14 protein-coding genes and 1 pseudogene are annotated in these 16,428 nt (G+C 61.5%); 11 read left to right on the top strand and 4 right to left on the bottom strand.

Annotated features, from left to right (window positions below; genetic code table 11):
• Positions 1-15: 15 nt before the first annotated feature.
• The 11 genes from pstC (C476_RS13925) (at position 16) to phoU (C476_RS13875) (ending at position 12,032) form a co-directional block, all read left to right on the top strand.
• Positions 16-1,080 (top strand): phosphate ABC transporter permease subunit PstC, encoded by a 1,065-nt coding sequence (gene pstC / locus C476_RS13925; RefSeq protein ID WP_008014063.1) that lies wholly within the window; start codon positions 16-18, stop codon positions 1,078-1,080.
• Entirely contained in the window at positions 1,077-2,648 is a 1,572-nt protein-coding gene (pstA, locus tag C476_RS13920) for a phosphate ABC transporter permease PstA (protein WP_008014061.1), read from the top strand. Before pstC (C476_RS13925) ends, pstA (C476_RS13920) begins: the two co-directional genes overlap by 4 nt.
• Entirely contained in the window at positions 2,645-3,571 is a 927-nt protein-coding gene (gene pstB / locus C476_RS13915; RefSeq protein WP_206536891.1) for a phosphate ABC transporter ATP-binding protein PstB, read from the top strand. The genes pstA (C476_RS13920) and pstB (C476_RS13915) overlap by 4 nt, the downstream gene beginning before the upstream one ends.
• The gene (gene phoU / locus C476_RS13910; protein ID WP_008014058.1) at positions 3,571-4,290 is read left to right on the top strand and encodes a phosphate signaling complex protein PhoU; all 720 of its coding nucleotides are present in this window, start codon (positions 3,571-3,573) and stop codon (positions 4,288-4,290) included. Before pstB (C476_RS13915) ends, phoU (C476_RS13910) begins: the two co-directional genes overlap by 1 nt.
• Before the next feature lie 125 nt (positions 4,291-4,415).
• Positions 4,416-5,441 (top strand): PstS family phosphate ABC transporter substrate-binding protein, encoded by a 1,026-nt coding sequence (locus C476_RS13905; protein ID WP_008014056.1) that lies wholly within the window; start codon positions 4,416-4,418, stop codon positions 5,439-5,441.
• A gap of 359 nt (positions 5,442-5,800) precedes the next feature.
• Positions 5,801-6,766 carry a phosphate ABC transporter substrate-binding protein PstS family protein gene (locus tag C476_RS13900; RefSeq protein WP_008014054.1) on the top strand — a complete coding sequence of 322 codons (966 nt, stop codon included), beginning with the start codon at positions 5,801-5,803 and terminating at the stop codon, positions 6,764-6,766.
• A gap of 48 nt (positions 6,767-6,814) precedes the next feature.
• A complete protein-coding gene (gene pstC, locus C476_RS13895) occupies positions 6,815-7,762 on the top strand; it encodes a phosphate ABC transporter permease subunit PstC (RefSeq protein WP_008014052.1) in 948 nt (315 codons plus the stop codon).
• 387 nt (positions 7,763-8,149) lie between these two features.
• Positions 8,150-9,652 carry a phosphate ABC transporter permease PstA gene (gene pstA / locus C476_RS13890; protein WP_008014050.1) on the top strand — a complete coding sequence of 501 codons (1,503 nt, stop codon included), beginning with the start codon at positions 8,150-8,152 and terminating at the stop codon, positions 9,650-9,652.
• 18 nt (positions 9,653-9,670) lie between these two features.
• Complete coding sequence (gene pstB / locus C476_RS13885) at positions 9,671-10,546, top strand: phosphate ABC transporter ATP-binding protein PstB (RefSeq protein ID WP_008014048.1); 876 nt, start codon at positions 9,671-9,673, stop codon at positions 10,544-10,546.
• A 157-nt stretch (positions 10,547-10,703) separates the two neighbouring features.
• The gene (locus C476_RS13880; protein WP_008014046.1) at positions 10,704-11,195 is read left to right on the top strand and encodes a metal-dependent hydrolase; all 492 of its coding nucleotides are present in this window, start codon (positions 10,704-10,706) and stop codon (positions 11,193-11,195) included.
• A gap of 165 nt (positions 11,196-11,360) precedes the next feature.
• On the top strand, positions 11,361-12,032 hold the full coding sequence (phoU, locus tag C476_RS13875; RefSeq protein ID WP_008014045.1) for a phosphate signaling complex protein PhoU: 672 nt from the start codon (positions 11,361-11,363) through the stop codon (positions 12,030-12,032).
• An 85-nt stretch (positions 12,033-12,117) separates the two neighbouring features.
• Here phoU (C476_RS13875) and C476_RS13870 read toward each other — a convergent pair whose 3' ends face one another.
• From C476_RS13870 to C476_RS13855, 4 genes and pseudogenes are all read right to left on the bottom strand, one after another.
• Positions 12,118-12,735 carry a hypothetical protein gene (locus C476_RS13870; protein ID WP_008014043.1) on the bottom strand — a complete coding sequence of 206 codons (618 nt, stop codon included), beginning with the start codon at positions 12,733-12,735 and terminating at the stop codon, positions 12,118-12,120.
• A 153-nt stretch (positions 12,736-12,888) separates the two neighbouring features.
• Positions 12,889-13,311 carry a hypothetical protein gene (locus C476_RS13865; protein ID WP_008014040.1) on the bottom strand — a complete coding sequence of 141 codons (423 nt, stop codon included), beginning with the start codon at positions 13,309-13,311 and terminating at the stop codon, positions 12,889-12,891.
• A 1-nt stretch (position 13,312) separates the two neighbouring features.
• Complete coding sequence (locus C476_RS13860; protein ID WP_008014038.1) at positions 13,313-14,995, bottom strand: FAD-dependent monooxygenase; 1,683 nt, start codon at positions 14,993-14,995, stop codon at positions 13,313-13,315.
• Positions 14,995-16,428, bottom strand: a pseudogene (locus C476_RS13855) (electron transfer flavoprotein subunit alpha/FixB family protein). The gene C476_RS13860 and the pseudogene C476_RS13855 overlap by 1 nt, the downstream one beginning before the upstream one ends.

Here is a 16,428-nt window from a genome sequence, read left to right as displayed (position 1 = left end):
ACTATTCCATTATAAATGAGTAACACATTACAGAGAGGTGATCAGTCGGAGATCGACGAGGGCGACGACCGGAGGGAATCGCTCCTACGTCTCGTCGCCGGCGCTTCGCTTGGGGGTTCGTTGCTGACGTTTCTGGTAGCACCGTGGCTCACGGTGTTTTTCGTCATCGCGTTTCTCGCGGTCGTTGGGTACGGCTGGTTCGCCTATCAGGAACGAACCGCGAAAGGACTGATGTTCCTCGCGACCGTTTCGACGGCGCTCGTTCTCGTTCTCATCATCGCCTTCCTGTTCATCCGTTCGCTTCCCGCGTTCGGACACATGGGGCTCGAAATCCTCTACACCGACGGCGATTTCTGGAGCCGCGCCAACGACTGGTACTCGCTGTACCCGGCTATCTGGGGGACCGGTCTCACGACCATCCTGGCGACGATCGTCGCCGCTCCGCTCGGAATCGCATCGGCGATCTTCATCAGCGAAATCGCACCGCCGTGGGCCCACGAGATCGTGAAGCCGGCCGTCGAAACGCTCGCCGGGATTCCGTCGATCGTGTACGGGTTCATCGGTTTTACGATCATCAACGGCTACATGATGGACAACTTCGGCCTCACCTCGATCGGCAGCATCGTCGTCGTCGGCGTCGTCGTCGGGCTAATGGCGCTACCGACAGTTGCCTCTGTCGCTGAGGACGCGATCGCGAGCGTTCCAGATCACATGAAAGACGGGGCCGCCGCGATCGGCGCAACGAAGTGGCAGACGATCAAGAGCGTGACGATTCCTGCGTCCTTTTCCGGGGTTTCAGCCGCAGTATTGCTCGGCGTTGGTCGAGCGGTCGGAGAGACGATGGCGGCGACCGTTATCCTCGGAAACGTCATGGAACTGCCAGAGCCGTTGTACAACGTATTCGGAAACACAGTTACGCTAACCAGCCTCATCGCCAGCCAGTACGGCAACTCACACGGCCTTCACAGGGAGGCATTGTTCGCGGCCGGCGTGATCTTGTTTATCACTGTTATGGCGTTGAGCGTCACTGCACAGGTAATCGAAGCGCGCGTAAAACGGAACCTCGGAGGTGACCTATGAGCGAACGTTCGCTGCAGTACCAGTCACAGAACGCGTTGACCGTCGAGCACTCTCCAACGCTGACGGGACTCTCGGTCGTCCCGATCGGGCTGTTTCTCGTCGCGTTCGTCGTCGGCAGTGCGACGCTGGCCGGACGGCTTGGCTTCGAGTCGCCGCTCTTCGGGCTCGCACTCGAGACGGTGTTCACCGCGTTGCTGTTCGCTTCCGGCGCCTGTCTTCTGGCAACCGGAGCGGCGTCGCGACTCGAGATAGTCGACACGACGCCAGATCGATCGGCCGGCGTCGGCGTCGCGTCCGGATTCGGATTCGTCGCCTTCAGCGCGATCGGTCTGACCGCGTCGCAGACGTTCGGACTCGGCGGCGTCCGCTGGGCGCTTCCCGCGTCGGTAGTCGGCGTCCTCGTCGCCGGTTCGATCCTGTTTGCGCGCGAGGACTTCGGGGTGACCGTTCCGTCGGGCTTGTTCTCACTCCTGATCGGCGGGCTGTTCCTGTTCGATGTGATCGATCCGAGCTGGACGTTCAGCCCGGCCGGATTCGGCGTGACGTTCTTCGGTACCGTCTTCGTCCCGCTGCTGACGATCGTCGCGAGCTTCGTCGGGGCGTGGGCGGCTGCCAACGCGTTTCAAGGATTCGGCGCGGCCGGCCGTCAGGCGGGGGCGTTCTTCCTGATCGGGACCAACGCTGCGCTCATCTTGCTAGTTTTGGTCCTGTTGATCGCGTTCATCGTCAAGAACGGGTTCGGGTATGCCGTCGAGGGTATCGAGATCGGGCCTGGCCTGCACTTCCACTGGCCCTTCGTGATGGACGGATACGATGTGTTCCTCGGGCAGAAGGGCATCTTCCCGGCGATCGTCGGCACGTTTTGGCTCGTCGTCGGCGCCGTCGTGCTGGCGGTTCCGATCGGCGTCGGCGCGGCAGTGTTCCTGACCGAGTACGCCGAACAGGGACGGTTCACGTCCGTCGTCGAGGTCGCGACGAACGGTCTCTGGAGCACCCCCAGCGTCGTCTTCGGCCTGTTCGGCTACGCATTCCTCGTTCCTCGACTCGGAAACAATACGAGCCTGTTAGCCGGGATGATCGTCCTCGGATTCATGCTGCTCCCGCTCGTGTTGATCACGAGCCGCGAGGCGATCAAGAGCGTCCCCGACGAGTACCGTGACGCCAGCGCAGCGCTTGGCGTCTCCAAGTGGGAGACGATCAAGGAGGTCACCATTCCGTCGGCGATGCCTGGCATCGTCACCGGCGTCATCATCGGTATCGGTCGCATCGCCGGCGAGACGGCACCGATCCTGATCGTCACCGCCGACAATCCACAGCGGAAGTTCGCACCGGCCGTCCTCGGCTCGTTCGAGTTCACGGCGACGCCACCGTTTATCGTGAACGACGCGTTGCTCAGTGGCTCGAGCGCACTTCCCTATCAGCTGTACGGAGCGATCACGACCGGTGTCGTGGGTGATGACCCAGGATACGGGTGGGCGACAGCGTTCGTCCTCTTGCTCGTCGTCCTCTCGTTCTACGTGATCGGCATTGTGACGCGGATGTACTTCCGGAAAAAGCTACACGCATGAGCAATCGAATGAACGAACCACAAGAACCAGCGGAATCGAATCGACGATCGACTGATAGCGTTACGCAGACGACAGCCGGTGAATCCCAGGAGAAGACACAGCCGGAGTGGACTGAATACGAGTTCCAGGGCGACCCGAAGTTCTCGGTCGAGGATCTGGATGTCTACTACGGGGACGAGCAGGCGCTACAGGGGATCACGATGGAGGTTCCCGAGAACAGCGTGACTGCGCTGATCGGGCCCTCTGGCTGTGGGAAATCGACGTTCCTCCGGTGTCTCAACCGGATGAATGACCGCATCAAAAGCGCCCGCGTCGAGGGATCGGTCGAACTCGACGGGGAAGAGATCTATCAGGACGGCATCAACCTCGTCGAACTCCGGAAACGCGTCGGGATGGTGTTTCAGTCGCCCAACCCGTTCCCCAAATCAATCCGAGACAACATCTCCTACGGCCCGCGAAAGCACGGCGAACTCGAGACCGGACTGCTTGCTCGGCTGCGTGGCACCGATTCGACCGATCGTGAACAGCAACTCGTCGAACGCTGTCTCAAGCAAGCCGCACTCTGGGAGGAAGTGAGCGATCGCCTCGACGACAACGCGCTCGGCCTCTCCGGTGGACAGCAACAGCGACTCTGTATCGCGCGCTGTCTCGCCGTCGATCCCGACGTCATCCTGATGGACGAGCCGGCCTCCGCGCTGGATCCCATCGCGACCGCGAAGATCGAGGACCTGATCGAGGAACTGGCCAAAGAGTACACAGTCATCGTCGTCACTCACAGCATGCAACAGGCCGCGCGGATCTCCGATCAGACGGCCGTCTTCCTAACCGGCGGCGAACTCGTCGAGTTCGACGACACCGACAAGATCTTCGAGAACCCCGAGAGCCAGCGCGTCGAGGACTACGTCACCGGCAAGTTCGGGTGATGACGCGCGAGGACTATCAGGACCGCCTCGAGCGCCTTCGCGAGACGGTCATCGCACTGGGCGATCTCGTCCGCGACCAGCTCGCAGACGGGTTCAGCGCGCTGTTCGCCAGCGATCGTTCGCTCGCACGCGAGGTGATTGCAAGCGATCGGACCGTCAATCGCCGCTCGCTCGAGATCGAGGGCGAATGTCTCGACTTGCTGGCGCTGTACCAGCCGGTCGCCGGTGACCTTCGGCAGGTCATCGCGACGTTCAAGATCGTCACCGACCTCGAGCGCGTGGGCGATCTCGCGACCAACTTGGCAGAGTATACGCTGGCGTCGACTGGGTCTGCACCGACCCTTCCCGATGTCGATTTTGAGCGGATCGCCGCGCTCGCACTCGAGTTAGTCGAGGACGCGATCGAGGCGTTCGTCACGGACGACGTGGACGCCTGTTTTGCGGTCGCAGACCGTGACGACGAACTCGATGCCCGCTGTGAAGCCGTGACCGAGCGCGTCGTCCGCACGCTCATCGACCTCCGCGTCGACGGCGATGCAGTCAATAGTGCACAGGCGTTTCCAACCGAGTCGGACGAGTGGCCGCTTGAGGACGTCCTCACGGACGTTTCCCGGACGCTCGTGATCGTGCGCGATGTAGAGCGGGTGGGCGACCACGCAGTAAACGTGGCCGCGCGGACGCTCTATGCACTCGAGAACAGCGAGGAGCTGCTCGCCTGACGCCGACATAGACGATCGGGTGAGAAGCGGTCTCCAGAACGCATCTATATATCAACGGGTTACTATTGATCGATATACAGTCCTCATAGCATCGTATTTTTATATTGTTCCGAGACGTTCACGTAATGAGACGAGATCTGTTCGAGCGGTCTCTCGAGGGAGTGTCACGACGGAACGTCCTGACGGCAACTAGTGGGATAACGGCGGCTGCGTTCGCCGGCTGTCTCGGGAGCGAGACCAGTAGTGATGGCGAACCCACTGGTAATGGCACGGATGAAACTGAGGATGGCGACAGCCTCTCCGGCGAGGTCACGATTACGGGCTCGAGTACGGTGTATCCGATCTCCGAAGAGATGAAAACTCGATTCATGGAGAAGCATCCGGACGTCACCGTTACGGTCGATTCGACCGGCAGCGGCGGCGGGTTCGAGAACCACTTCTGTCCCAGCGATTCGGATATCAATGCAGCGTCGCGCCCGATCAAGGACGCGGAGAAAACCCACTGTGGGAAAAACGACGTGACGCCGGTCGAGATGCAGATCGCGGGCGACGCGCTCACGATGGCCGTCAGTACCGAGAACATGTGGGCCGAGTGTCTCTCCTTTGACCAGCTCGCCAAGATCTGGCGCGAGGGCGGCGCAGAAACGTGGGCCGACCTGAACGCCGACTGGCCCGACGAGCCGTTCGAACGCTACGGCCCCGACACGACATCGGGGACCTACGACTGGTTCTCCCAGCATGTCGTCAGCCGTGCCGGCACCCACCGATCCGACTACGTCAGTACCGAGGACGACGAGACCATCGTCCAGGGGCTCGAGGGGAGTCCGTACGCGATCGGCTACTTCGGGTATTCCTACTACGCACAGAACAAAGACCGTATCAAAGCGCTCGCGGTCAAAGCGAACAAGGATGACGCGTGTGGTGACCCGAGCCTGCAGGCAGCCAAAACGGGCACCTATCCGATGGCTCGGCCGCTGTTTATGTATCCATCCGAGGAAGCACTCCAGCGCGAGGCAGTCGCCGAATTCGTGCGCTTTTACCTCGAGAACGCGACGGCCGACTGGATCGCAGACGAGATCAACTACGTTCCCTCGAGCGACGAGCAGGCCGAGACGAATCTCCAGACGCTCGCGGAAATCGTCGGGGAGTAATGGGACTGCGGTCAGCTTCGACCGAACAGGGACGAGCTGAATCGGCCGGCATCTTTGCTGCGGATTTCGAAGCTATGATGTCGCCGTATCGGAACGGTTTTTTGAGAGTGGCAACGATATCTCGTTTAGACGGACGCCCACTATAGATTTTGCAAAACTATAGTCCACGCCAGCTGTAGTCGGCTATGTAAGATATGGTGAACGCAATCATATCTCCTAGTACCGTCATTCACACGTCTGGCCGTGCAATAGAGCGCAATTGTTCTTCGCTGGATGAGCCGCGAGGAGGTCGCTGTTCTATATAGCAGTATATATCTAACATAGCATCGTATTTCTATACACAGTCGAACGTTCACCTGATGACCGATACCCAGATGGATCGTTCGGGTCGCTCGTTTTCTCGACGAAAGCTCCTGGCCGCGACGGGCGCAGTGGGCGCCGCCGCGATCGCTGGCTGTACCGAAAACGCGGGTAATGGTGGGAACGAGCGTGTCGTCGTCACGGGAAGTAGTACGGTGTTCCCGGTTTCCGACAGACTCGCCGAAGAGTTCATGAATCAAAACGACGGCATAAGCGTCACCACCGACTCGACCGGGACCGGTGGCGGCTTCAACAACAATTTCTGCCCAGGCGACTCCGAGATCAATGGTGCCTCGCGGCAGATTAAGGACGCCGAGGTCGAAGAATGCAGCGACAGCGGTGTCGAACCCATCGAGTTCCAGATCGGCAAAGACGCGGTCACGATGGCCGTCCACAACGATTCGCCGATCGACTGTATGACCTACGACGAACTCGCCGAAATCTGGCGCGAAGATGGCGCAGAAACGTGGTCCGACGTCAACTCCGACTGGCCCGATGAGGAGATCGTACGTTTCGGCCCGCCATCGACGTCTGGAACCTTCGACTGGTTCAGCACCAACGTCATCGGCGACGCCGGGAGCCACGTCACACAGTACGAGAAGACCGAAAACGACAACGAGCTCGTGCAGGGCATCTCGTCGACTCAAAACGCGATCGGCTACTTCGGCTACGCGTACTATCGGGAGAATCAGGACGCACTCAAAGCACTCGAGATCCGCGAGACCGAGGACGACGAGTGTGCCGCACCGAGCATCGATGCGGCCCAGTCGGATGCCTATCCGATGGCGCGACCGCTGTACATCTACGTTAACAAGGACGCGCTCCAGCAGGATGCGGTCTACGACTTCGTCGAGTTCTACATCGAGCAGTCTTCGACCGACGTCATCTCCGATGTCGGCTACGTCCCCGTCAGCGAAGAGCAGGCCCAGTCGAACCTCGACAAACTCGAGAGCGAAGCGAACTGACGCGGCGAATCGAACGATTCACCATGGTAAGTCAATTACGCCCCACAAATGAGTGAACGATCGATAGATGTCGACTTGACACGCGCATCGTCAAGTCGAGTCGTCAAAGAGCGCATCTACAAGTGGCTGCTGTTCGCTTGTGCCGCGCTGACCGTGTTCGTTACCGCGGCGATCATCTACACGCTGGCTACCGACGCGATCTCGTTCTTCATGACGGAAGACGCCACGGTAGCTGGGTTCTTTACCGGAACGGAGTGGATCGCCCGCTCCGACGGCGGGACCTTCGGCGTCTGGCCGCTCGTGACTGCGACGCTAACTATCACCCTCGTCTCGGCGCTCGTCGCGGTGCCGACCGGCGTCGCAGCCGCCGTCTACCTCAGTGAGTACGCCAGCGACCGGATGCGGTCGATTCTGAAACCGTCGCTCGAGATCCTCGCCGGGATTCCGACGGTCGTCTACGGCTATCTGGCGCTCGTCTACCTGACCCCTGCGCTCCAGTGGATCGGCATCCCCGTCAGCACGTTCAATCTGCTGTCCGCGTCAATCATGGTCGGGATCATGATCATCCCGATGGTCTCATCGCTGTCGGAAGACGCGATGAGTTCCGTCCCGGATTCGCTCCGGCAAGCGGGCTACGGAATGGGGGCGACGAAGTACGAGGTATCGACCGGGATCGTGATTCCGGCCGCCATCTCCGGCATCTTCTCGTCGTTCATCCTTGCGCTCTCACGAGCGATTGGCGAAACCATGATCGTCGTTATGGCCGCCGGCTTGCGACCGCGGATGTTCAACTTCGCGAACCCACTCGACAACCTGCTCAGTTCAGGCCAACCGATGACCGCGGGTATGGTCAGCGCCGTCACCAGTGACGCGACCGGCGGCTCGGCAACGTATCTGAGCATGTTCGCACTCGGACTGACGCTGTTCGTCATCACGTTCGTGATGAACCTCGCGAGCGATTACGTCGCATCACGCTACAAGGAGGAGTACCAATGAGTGACACCAACGAGATGATGGAGGTGTACCGATAATGGCGACCGACCAGCAGACCGGGACGTGGTACGGAACGGGCAAGGCAGTTAGCCGCGTCCGTGGCAAAGCGTTCAAGACGCTCTGTCTCAGTGCGACCCTTCTGGCCCTGGTGTCCGTCTTCGTGCTCCTCCTGTACGTCGCGAACGACGCTTTCCAGCCCTTTTCGGCGGACATGGGGTGGCTGCTCGTCACCATCGGGACGGTCATTATCCCCTCCCTCGCGACGGTCAGCTACTACTATACGCGCGATACGAGAGCGGGTGAGACGGCGACCATCGCGCTCGGTTTACCGGTCGTCTCGCTGTTGCTCACCGGCGGGGNACAGGTCTCAGTGCGACCCTTCTGGCCCTGGTGTCCGTCTTCGTGCTCCTCCTGTACGTCGCGAACGACGCTTTCCAGCCCTTTTCGGCGGACATGGGGTGGCTGCTCGTCCCCATCGGGACGGTCATTATCCCCTCCCTCGCGACGGTCAGCTACTACTATACGCGCGATACGAGAGCGGGTGAGACGGCGACCATCGCGCTCGGTTTACCGGTCGTCTCGCTGTTGCTCACCGGCGGGGTGTTCATCACGTTCGAACACGTCGTCAGCGTCTATCAGTGGCTCTCGATCCTCGTCTCGCTCGTCGTTGCCGGCGGGATCGTGTACGCCCACAGCCGCGTTCGGACGGAGGCCGACCTCGAGCGACTCGTGGTCGTCGTGGCTGTGCCAGCGCTTGCACTCTGGTTCATTCCGGGGCTCATCCTCTCACTGCCGATGTTGCCGACGCAGTCGCTCACGCTGTTGGGATCGTTCGTCGTGCCGGTCGCAGTCGTCGTCGGCCTGTTCGTCCGCAGACAGCGCGAAAACGACCGTGACGGTGCGATCGCTGCGGTACTGACACTCGTCGGGGCGGCAGCAGGATTCGGCGTTGCACCCATCGTCGGCATCACCCCGTTCGTCTGGATGCTGCTCGTTACGGTCACTGCCGTCCCTGTCAGTCTCTACGTCGAGAGCGTCATCCGCCGTGGGGCCGGCGTGTCCGGGCTTGCGTTCCCGCTGATCGTTGTCGGAGGGATCGTCGCGAGCGTCGTCCTCACGGACGCGCTCGGATTCGCCGGCCCGACGCCGTGGCTCGACTGGGGATTCCTGACAAACACACCCTCGCGGACGCCCGAAGATGCTGGCTTCTATCCGCCGCTGGTCGGTTCGGTGATGATGTTGCTCATCATTGTCATCTCCGCGTTCCCGGTCGGCGTCGGCGCTGCGCTCTATCTCGAGGAGTACGCCCCGCAACGAGGTCGCTGGGGCCGGCTCGTCGACCTGATCGAGGTCAACATCGGGAACCTCGCCGGCGTGCCATCGGTCGTTTACGGGGTCCTCGGGCTCGCACTGTTCATCAGAGCGGGCGGGCTCGGTTCAGGAACTGCCCTCGTCGGCGGCTTCACCGTCGGACTGTTGATTCTCCCGATCGTCATCATCTCCTCACAAGAGGCGATCAGTGCCGTCCCTGACTCGATGCGCCAGGCATCATACGGTATGGGCGCGACCAAGTGGCAGACGACTCGCAACGTCGTCCTTCCGGAGGCACTACCGGGGATCATGACTGGAAACATCCTCGCGATGGGCCGAGCGATCGGTGAGACAGCACCGCTGCTCATCATCGGCGCGCCAGCGGTCGTTCGCATCGCGCCGAGTTCGTTCACGAACAAGTTCAGCGCAATGCCGCGCCAGATCTACACCTGGTCGGGCGAGATCGACGCCGCGTTCCGACACGGGGTGCTGGCAGCTGGCGTTGTCACGCTACTGGTCGTTCTCCTGCTCATGAACGGTGCTGCAATCCTGATTCGTAACAAGTATCAACGCCGAGAGTAACCTATGACACAAGATTCAATGACTGACCCGGACAGCCGTACTGGTAGCCAATCGACCGATCTCGAGGGATCGAATCAACCGAGTGATCCGCTCGTCGATTCGTCGATCGACGCTGGCCAGTCGGGCGGTTCCGGGGGAGAAACCCGGACAGTAATCGAATCCCGGAACCTCGACGTGTTCTACGACGAGACGCAGGCGCTGCAGAGCGTCGACATCGAGATCCCGGCCGAGAAGGTCACGGCGATCATCGGTCCGTCCGGTTGTGGCAAATCGACGTTCCTCCGGTGTATCAACCGGATGAACGACCTCGTCGACGCTGCACGAATCGAGGGCGAGTTGAACTTCGAAGGGAAAAACGTCTATGACGACGACGTCGATCCGGTCGTCCTTCGGCGCAAAATCGGGATGGTCTTCCAGTCGCCGAATCCATTCCCCAAGAGCATCTACGACAACGTCGCCTATGGCCTGGACGTTCAGGGAATCGAGGGCGATTACGACGCCATCGTCGAGAAGGCGCTCCGCCGCGCTGCACTCTGGGACGAGGTCAAAGACCAACTCGACTCGAGCGGACTAGACCTCTCCGGTGGGCAACAACAGCGCCTCTGTATCGCGCGTGCGATCGCACCCGACCCGGACGTGCTCCTGATGGACGAGCCGGCGTCGGCGCTGGACCCGGTCGCAACCTCGAAGATCGAAGATCTGATCGAAGAGCTGTCCGAGGAGTACACGGTCGTCATCGTCACGCACAACATGCAACAGGCCGCCCGGATCTCGGATAAGACGGCGGTCTTCCTGACTGGAGGCGAACTCGCCGAGTTCGACGACACCGACAAGATCTTCGAGAACCCCGAGAGCCAACGCGTCGAAGACTACATCACCGGTAAGTTCGGATAGTCTCCGCTTTCGACTCGCAGTTTCGTTCGGCCCGTCGCGTACGATCGCTTGTGTGTTCTCATCCCAACGTAGTCCGTACAGAGACAGTTATGGCACGCGTTGTGTGTGAGTTACTAACTATGCTGTTTATTGGTCGCTCTCACATGAATCGGACACGATGGTCGCCACTGGGGTTCACATCCTGGTCGGGCTGGCACTGGTCATGCTGATGGGTCGATCCAGACGGCCCGAGCCGTACCTCGTTGCGGCGCTCGCCGCGACCGTTCCCGACAGCGATACGTTCGTCTTTCAGCCACTGGTCGAACTCGGATACGTCGCCGGTGCCCTCTGGAGTCATCGGGGGCTCACACACTCGCTTCTCGGCGGGATCATCGTGGTCGCCCTCCTCGCGTATTTCGGCCCTCGGTGGGCTGCTGCTATAGGGTTCGGATCGCATCTCGTTCTCGATGTCTTCTCCGGCGGTGTCCAACTGTTCGCACCTCTCGACCAGACACTGTATGGGCTGTCGGTCGATTGGTTGCTGCTCAACTCGCTCACATCAGCCGTTGCAGTCCCTATGATCCTCGGGGGGTTGCTCACACTGAAACACGACGTCGAGTACCGACTCCCCTCATTGTCGTTGACCGCTGTTCTCGAGTGGCTCCGATAGCCCGTTCTTCCGACCGATCGCCAGTGGGCCACTCGCTATGCATCCCGAATGGAGAGAGCAGCGACGCCCGAGCCGTGTGCCTCGCCAGGAGTTCCCATACTGTCGCTATCGACAAAATTGGGACTGCACACAGCCTTTATCAGGAACGGACACCGTGGAAACGGTATGGCCAGACAATCGTATCAGGACAAGCTCACGGAACTCCGTGAGGACGTGCTCTACATGAGCGAGGTCGTCATGGAACGGCTTCGCATGGGACTGGACGCCTTAGAACAGAAAGACGAGAACCTCGCCCGCGAAGTGATCGAAGGCGACGGCGAGATCAACCGCATGTACCTCGATCTCGAGCAGGACTGTATCGACCTGCTCGCGCTGCAGCAGCCGGTGGCGAGCGATCTGCGCTTTATCGCCGCCTCGTTCAAGATTATCACCGACTTAGAGCGAATCGGCGATCTCGCGACCAACCTCGGCGAGTACACACTCGACGCCGAGCGCGATCTGTTCCCCGACGTCGACGTCCAGGAAATGGGCGAGTTGACTCTCGACATGCTCGAGGACGCGATGCTCGCCTACGACGACGAGAACACCGACGCCTGTCGCGAACTGGCAGCCCGCGACGATGAACTCGACCACTTCGCCGAACGAGCAAGCGAGATCGTCGTCCGCGACCTCATCGAGCGCGAACTCGAGTCACCCGACGAGGTCGAACAGCTACTCCAGGACGTGTCACGGCTTCTCTTGACGATTCGTGACCTCGAGCGCGTCGGCGATCACACGGTCAACATCGCCGCGCGGACGCTGTATATGGTCGAAAACGACGACGAACTCATCTACTGATCTACCGATCGCGTCTCGCGTGCGATCGGGCGTTCACGGACTGGTATCGAGCATTTCGAAAAAGACACTCGGCGCAATTCAAGCGCTAGCTGCTTTCGTTACCGGTTTCGTTTCCAGTTTCGTTACCGGTCTCGTTACCGCCACCACCACCGCCGCCACCGCCGCCACCACCGCTCCCCATCTGGATTTCACCCTCCATCTGCGGGTGCGGTTCGCAGTTATACGTCGCCATATCGCTGCTTGCCGTGAAGTCGATGTACTGGCCTTCGCCAGGGTCTGAGACGGGATCACCGGTAGTCAGGTCGTCGATTACTTCGCCGTCGGCATTGCGGATCTCCATGTTGTGGTTGGCACCATCNTCGCCAGGGTCTGAGACGGGATCACCGGTAGTCAGGTCGTCGATTACTTCGCCGTCGGCATTGCGGATCTCCATGTTGTGGTTGGCACCATCACCTTCCGACCAGCCGATCGTGTAGTCTTCGCCTTCCTGCAGCATGAGTGCCGGATTCTGTTCGCCCTCGATCGCGGACGGTTCGAGACCCTCCCAGTGGGTCGTCTGGCCGCTGAAGTCGATCGTCGTCCCGGGTTCGATTTCGACGCCGCCGCCATCCCCACCGTTTCCGTTCCCATTACCGTTGCCACCATCGCCGCCACAGCCTGCGACAAACGCCGTCGACGCGGCAACACCTGTCAACTGAAGCATTCGTCGTCGGGATAACCGATCGTCTCGTGCCATCACGCTGGCTTTGCGCTCAACAGGAATAGCCGAATACCCGTCTCCTGCGTGGAAGTCAAATACGGGCAGGTGTATGACAGTTTTATATCATAACTTCACAATCTGGGTGCCCGCCCCGCGTCACTGCGTCGGTTGCTGGCGGGCACGGCGAGCCGGAACGCAGGTCAACAACTGTGCCGTATCGACGATGTTTCGCGTTTCGAGCAACAGCTCTGCTGCCTCACGAACGGAAAACTCGGCCTCGAGCGCGACGCCGTGACAGCGCGTGTAACACTCGAGCCAGCGGTTCATCGCGGTCTCGAGGGCGGTGAATTCGGCGTCCGAGAACGGCACGAGCCGGCCGCTGGTCCGGGCCTCGACGTAGAGCCAGATTGACTGCCCTGCGCCCGCTCGGAGGTAGCCGACGGCGTTGTCGGGACTCGCCGGGCCGTCCGGAATCGGATCGCTGCCCGATCTCGCCGTGACCTCGACCGCGTCGAACGCCGCTCGCTCGCGTTCGGCGCGACGTGCGAGCGCGGCGATCTGCGGCCCATACCGGCTCATACTATCCCTCGCGGAACTCGACGCCCTTGCCGCCGCGGGGGTGTTCCCACGCCGTGTCGGCGACGACCGCACAGGTCCCACACTCGACGCAGGGTTGGGTGTCGAGACTGACTAGCGTCTCGGCGGTACCGTTGGTCTTGACCGTCTCCGACCGGTAACAGCCGCCGCCGAAATCTTCGGCACTGACCGGACAGGCAGTGACGGCTGCACCGCTTTCCTCGTAGGACTCGTCGAGCAGTTCGATGTGCGGATTGCCGACGTCGGTATCGTACGTAAGCTCGCCGATGCGCTCCTCGAGAGACGGTGGCTCGATGTCGCTCTCCCAGTAGATCGTCTTGCCGTGTTCCGCAGCGATCAGCGTCGGCAGGGAGACGTAGCCGGTCTTCGTATCGGGCAACATCGAGACCAAAAACGGCGAGTTGTACGCCCGCTCGAGCAGCCGGTCGGCGATCGGATTGCCGACGGCCAGCGAGCCAAGCGGCGAGTCGAGTACTCGCTCGACCGCGTTCGTCACGGCATCGTGTTCGCTGACGGTTCGGCTGAGTTCGTACCGTCGAGGCCGGAGCTTATCCATCGTCCCGGAGTCATTGAGTAGTTTCGTGTAGCGCCGGCCAGCGGCTTCCGGATCGCGGTTGCCGCGGGTGACGGCGAAGGCATCGGCCGCGAGCGCGCCCGCGCTGACGGCGTGGTTCATCCCCTTGATGATCGGTCCCTGGGCCTGCATCTGGCCGGCGGCGTCGCCGACGAGGACGAGCCGGTCGCGGTAGGGACGGCGGTGGGCGACCTTCTTCGAGTCGGGGACGAGTTTCGCCGCGTACTCGCGCTCGTGGTACTCGTTTTGGAACCAGCCCGCCAAGACCGGATGCGTCAGCAGTGCGTCGAGCAGGTCGTGTGGTTCGGCCTCCTGCTCGACGAGGCTATCGAGGTGGAAGACAGTCCCGATCGACAGCGAATCCTCGTTCGTATAGAGGAAGCCACCGCCGCGAACGTCACTGAAGAGGTCACCCGAGAACAGGTGGGCGGCCCCCTCGTCGGGCGCGATGTCGAACCGGTCGTCGATCGCGCCGGGGTCCATATCGACGACGGCCTTGACACCCTGAAACCACTCGTCGGGTTCTTCCCAGTCCATCAGCCCTGCCTCGCGGGCGAGCTCGGAGTTGACGCCGTCGGCCGCGACAATCAGGTCCGCCTTGATCGGGTCGAGTTCGTCGCAGGTGACACCGACGATCTCGCCGTTTTCTCTGAGGAGGCCGTCGACGCGGACGTTCGTCAGGACGCCACCACCGGTTTCGCTGGTCTTTTCGTGGACTCGTTGCTCGAGCCAGGTGTCCATCTCCCGGCGGAGGACGGCGTCACACCAGTCGGTGTCGTGCTCGTGGAGATCGGTCAGGTCGTAGGTCTTGACTGCGTTGCCGGCGATGTTGTGGATGTAATAGTCCGTGACCGGCCGCTCGGACGCGCGCTCGCGGAAGCCATCGAAGAGGTCGTCGATCGTGTAGGGAGCCGACTCTTCGGCGTAGATCAGTCCACCGGAGACGTTCTTCGCACCCGCCTCCGTGCCGCGTTCGAGGACAAGTGTCTCGATGTCGTGATCTGCCAGCCGGGAGGCCGCTGCAGCCCCGCCGGGACCACAGCCGACGACGACGGCCTCATAGTGTTCGTAGACGTCCGTTTCGCTCGTCATCACTCGTCACCTCCGTCGGCGACGGCCTCGGGCTCGAGGCCCAGCCCACCCGATTCGACGGCCTCCGTAAGCCGTGGCAGGACCTCGAAGAGGTCGCCCTCGATGAAGTAGTCGCTGAAGTCTCGAATGCGGGCATCGGGATCAGTGTTGATCGCGACGATCGTGTCGGATTCGTCCATGCCGACCTTGTGCTGGACCGCCCCGGAGACGCCCGCGGCGATGTAGACGTCGGGCGCGACGACCTGGCCGGTCTCGCCGATCTGGCGCTCCTCGTTCGAGTATGACTCGACGTGGCCTTCGAACTGGTAGGAGGACGTGACGATCCCCCGTGTAATGCCGAGTGCGGCGTCGTCGAAGGCATCGACCAACTCGAGGCCCAGTTCCATCCCCTCGGTGGGGTCGTCGGCGATCCCGCGGCCGAGACAGACGATCACGTCGTGGCCAGTGAGGTCGATCCCGGCCTCGAGACGGTCGTGGTCGGTGATTTCGACGCGGAACCAGTCATCCTCGAGATCCATGTCGTGTTCCACGACCAACCCATCGCGGTCGGGGTTGCGCTCGATGGGCTCGAAACTCCCCGGAATGACCGAACAGCCCTGCGGGTGGAACTCCCGGCCCGGATTGTCGAGACAGAGGATCGTCGAGTACTCGAAGCCAGAGAAGTCCGGCCGTTTCATGTGCAAGACCTTCTCGAAGGTTTTCTTGACGCCGGGTTCGCCGGTCTTGACTGGGTTCGATACCTCCTCCGCTTCGATAAAGAGGTCCGAACAGTCCGATGCCAGCCCGGAGTCGAGTTCGGCCTGGACCTTCGCAGAGAGGTCCCGCCCGTTGTTCGTCGCGGGGAACAGGATATACCGTGGCTCGTCGTAGTCGCGCCAGTCGGTGCTCTCGACGGTTCCCTTCCCGCGTGCCATGTGAGCCGCGATCTCAGTGTAGGGTTTGTGCAAGAATCGCTCGAGGCGCTCGTCGTCGTGATAGACCGCGACGTCAGCCCCGTAGGCAATACACTCCTCGGCCAGCCCCTCGCAGTCGTCGCCCACTGTCTCTTATACACATCTCTGANCGCCACCCTGGGTCTCACAGAAGACCCACATGTCCGCGTATTCGCCGTCCTCGAGCGCCCGGACGTGTTTTTTGTCCCGAGTGGGACGTGAGAGGTCATCGTCTTCTTCGGCTTCCTCGCTGTCTGGCTCCGACTCGTCATCCGCATCGCCTCCGTCCGCCGCCGCTTCACCTGCTTCGGTATCGCCGTGTTCGCCGTCGGCGGCCTCGATCGCTTCGAGCCGGTCTTGGATCGCCTCGCGGGCCGTCGTCCGATCCTGACCGGCTTGCTCGGCCTCGAAGATCGCCTGCAAGTCGTCGACGTCGTCGATCGTCTCGAGTTCGTCAGTCAGTTCCTCGACAGTGTAGTCGTCCGGATCGATGGCGGTCAT

The organism is Natrinema limicola JCM 13563 (genome assembly GCF_000337475.1).
Classification (GTDB): Archaea; Halobacteriota; Halobacteria; order Halobacteriales; family Natrialbaceae; genus Natrinema; species Natrinema limicola.
Note: the sequence above shows the minus strand (reverse complement) of the source record. Positions and strands in the feature narration are given on the sequence as shown.

What these genes read in the sequence shown, in the direction of transcription:
- pstC (WP_008014063.1), top strand. Translation starts at nt 16, where the DNA reads ATGAGTAACACATTACAGAGAGGTGATCAGTCGGAGATCGACGAGGGC.
- pstA (WP_008014061.1), top strand. Translation starts at nt 1,077, where the DNA reads ATGAGCGAACGTTCGCTGCAGTACCAGTCACAGAACGCGTTGACCGTC.
- pstB (WP_206536891.1), top strand. Translation starts at nt 2,645, where the DNA reads ATGAGCAATCGAATGAACGAACCACAAGAACCAGCGGAATCGAATCGA.
- phoU (WP_008014058.1), top strand. Translation starts at nt 3,571, where the DNA reads ATGACGCGCGAGGACTATCAGGACCGCCTCGAGCGCCTTCGCGAGACG.
- C476_RS13905 (WP_008014056.1), top strand. Translation starts at nt 4,416, where the DNA reads ATGAGACGAGATCTGTTCGAGCGGTCTCTCGAGGGAGTGTCACGACGG.
- C476_RS13900 (WP_008014054.1), top strand. Translation starts at nt 5,801, where the DNA reads ATGACCGATACCCAGATGGATCGTTCGGGTCGCTCGTTTTCTCGACGA.
- pstC (WP_008014052.1), top strand. Translation starts at nt 6,815, where the DNA reads ATGAGTGAACGATCGATAGATGTCGACTTGACACGCGCATCGTCAAGT.
- pstB (WP_008014048.1), top strand. Translation starts at nt 9,671, where the DNA reads ATGACTGACCCGGACAGCCGTACTGGTAGCCAATCGACCGATCTCGAG.
- C476_RS13880 (WP_008014046.1), top strand. Translation starts at nt 10,704, where the DNA reads ATGGTCGCCACTGGGGTTCACATCCTGGTCGGGCTGGCACTGGTCATG.
- phoU (WP_008014045.1), top strand. Translation starts at nt 11,361, where the DNA reads ATGGCCAGACAATCGTATCAGGACAAGCTCACGGAACTCCGTGAGGAC.
- C476_RS13865 (WP_008014040.1), bottom strand. Translation starts at nt 13,311, where the DNA reads ATGAGCCGGTATGGGCCGCAGATCGCCGCGCTCGCACGTCGCGCCGAA.
- C476_RS13860 (WP_008014038.1), bottom strand. Translation starts at nt 14,995, where the DNA reads ATGACGAGCGAAACGGACGTCTACGAACACTATGAGGCCGTCGTCGTC.